The organism is uncultured Campylobacter sp., assembly GCF_938045405.1.
In the GTDB taxonomy this organism is placed as follows: Bacteria; Campylobacterota; Campylobacteria; order Campylobacterales; family Campylobacteraceae; genus Campylobacter_B.
The window spans coordinates 1-2,679 of record NZ_CALIMW010000295.1 but is presented as its reverse complement, the minus strand read 5'-3'; the positions used below and the strand labels follow the sequence as shown (position 1 = coordinate 2,679).

2 protein-coding genes are annotated in these 2,679 nt (G+C 51.5%); both read left to right on the top strand.

The genetic code is table 11. The features are described from left to right. On the top strand, positions 1-1,719 hold a 1,719-nt coding region (locus tag Q0140_RS12010), incomplete at its 5' end, for an NnrS family protein (protein ID WP_297964886.1). 66 nt (positions 1,720-1,785) lie between these two features. Continuing rightward, positions 1,786-2,115, top strand: coding sequence for a cupin domain-containing protein (locus Q0140_RS12005; protein ID WP_291939008.1), 330 nt, complete (start codon positions 1,786-1,788; stop codon positions 2,113-2,115). Positions 2,116-2,679 lie beyond the last annotated feature (564 nt).

The window sequence follows — 2,679 nt, the reverse complement described above, 5'->3', positions numbered from 1 at the left end:
GATACATACTGCGGCTCTAACGAAAGTACTTACTCGCGGTATAGCTCTAGCGTGGGCGCTTGTTTACAGCGCGTATCCGATCGCCCTGCTCGTACCGCCTGCCCGCATTGCAGATTTGGTGCGAACCCAGACGCCCGTCTGCGTTGTGAATTTGGCGCAGATTATTTTAAAAATTCAGGCGGAATTTCTACGCGAAATTTCAAAAATTCCGCTCGCAGCTTGGAAGCGGAGCCCGTGCAAAGTTTCAAAAATCAAAATTCCACTCATGGCTTCTCACAAAGCGGCAGAAGCGCTGAGTCAAATTCCGAGCTGGGCTTCTCGCAGAGCATTAAAAATTCCGAGCAAAATTTACCGCTAAGCTTCTTACAAAGCGCCAAGAATTCCGATCAAAGTCAAAATTCCAAACACGCCTCCGCGCAAAGCCATGCCGAGCCAAATTCTGTTCAAAACTTCTCGCAGGGCACTAAAAATTCCGATCGGAATTCCAAAGCTAACTCCACGCAAAACCAAACAGATCCCGTTTCGCCGCAGGAGCTCAAAAATCCGAAGCCGTGCGGGGCGCAGCAGCAAGAGCTAGGTTTTTACGCGCCTAAATTTAAAGACGAGCGCGCTAGGAATTTTTTCTCCCATCCGATGCGCGCCTTCGTTCTTTGCGCCTGCTTTTTTGCGGCGCTGGGCGCGCTTAGCTTTTTAGCACCCGATGCGCTGGCGATCGATTATGTGAGCGCTCATAAGTTTTACTTTCTGTTTTTGGCGCCTTCGTGCATCTACGCGGCGTTTTTACTTACCGCGCTGCCCGATTGGACGAACTTCGAGGGTTCGCTAAAGCCCGTCTCGCTCGCCTTTGCCGCCTGCCTGATCGCGGCTTTTATCGCGAGCTTTTTAAATTTACGGCTCGCAGCGACGATTGTGGCGCTGTTTTGGGCGGTATTTTTCATCTTTGCGGCATGGCTTTTGTGGCTGGATAGAAACTCGAATAATTTTAGCATACTGGCGGTCTTAGCGGCGTTTTGCGCCTGCTCTGCCGCCTATGGCATAAGCGGGGATGAGAAGTTTTTGCTTAGCTTCGTGCATATCAACGTCGCGGCAATCGCCGTCGTAAGCTACCGCATAAGCGTCGTCATCGGCAACGAAGCGCTAAAAGAGGGCGGGCTGAAGGACGCCGTTTTTATTCCAAATTTTATCTACAAAAATTTAGCCGCTTTCCTCGCCTTTGCTTTGGCGCTCGCGACGCCCTTTTTAAGCGAGGCGGCATGCGGATTTATCGCGCTTGGCATCGGGTTTTTGTTTTTGGCAAAACTTCGCGAGTTGCACTACGCCGAAATTCTAAGCCGCCACTATATGGCGTTTTACTACGCGCTGCAGGCTGCGTGCGCGGCAGGCTATGCGTGGTTGGGCTGGGAGCTGATCCGCGGGGGATACGCTGCTGCACCGCTGCACGTCATCGCAATCTGTTATATGTATGGAGCGATACTTTTCGTAGGGATGATCGCCGGCCAGCGCCACAGCGGAATTTCGCCGCTAAACTTCCCGCGCCTAAGCCGCGCGGCGCTCGTTTTGGCTCTGCTCGCGGGGGCTTTAAGAGCCATTTTTGCGGGCGAGAGCTTTGTTTTGTACATGATGATCCCCTCGGCGCTTTTCATCGCCGCGGTCGCGCTATATCTGATAAATTTCATCCCGATCTTTCTGAAAAATCCTTTCAGCGCGGATCCGGATTGATAATCATCAAAGCGGGCTTGCTAAATTTTAGCTACAATCGATCAAATTTCATTTCAAGGAGAGCTTATGCAACACATCAAAAATATCGACGCCGCTAAGGCCGTAGAGCTTGCTTCGCTAGTCGAAGTATCCCCTCACAAGGTGATTTCGCGCACCCTCGCGCAAAATCCTGCGCTGAATATGACCCTTTTCGCCTTCGACGGCGGCGAGGAGATCAGCTCGCACAAATCCGACGGCGACGCGTTCGTTTACGTGCTTGAGGGAGAGGGCGATTTCACGATCGACGGGCAGAAGCACCGCGTAAAAGCGGGGCAAAGCATCGTCATGCCTGCGGGCTTGCCGCACGCGATCTTTGCGCCGGTGCCGTTTAAGTGGTTTTTAGTGGTGGTTTTTTAACCTCTGAGTTTAGGGCGGGTCAAATTTTAAAATTTAGCCCGCCCGTCGCTTCATAAAATTTTATCCAAAATTCCATTTGCAGGGCTATTCTGCCTGTTTTGACTGCTCCCGCTCACCCTCACAAAATTTTAAAATTCCAAAACGTTTAAATTTTACTTTTATCTCGCCCAAAAATTTCGCCGAATTTGCAAACCGCGCGGGAGCTGAAAATAACGCACTGCGTTTGCGCGCCGTGCCGAGCCCGAAATCGCGCGCTTGAGCTCGCATCGCAAGTCAAATCCATAGCTCGCGCATTAAATTTTTAAGTCGCGCCTAGCGTGCAATATATATCGGGCGAGTAGAGCAGATGGACGCTGTAGTAGGGCGAACCCGCCAAGTGCGCGATGCGCGCCTAGCTCATAGATTAAGCGTAAATTTAAAGGCCGTGTCCGGCGCGAAATGCACGCCAAGCCGGCCTAAATTTTAAAATTTAGGCCTCGCTCGGGGTCAGCTCCTTGATGATGAGCTCGGGCGTGATCGTGCCGCGGAAGTTGTTTTTGCTAATCGTAAAGATCGCGTCCACTC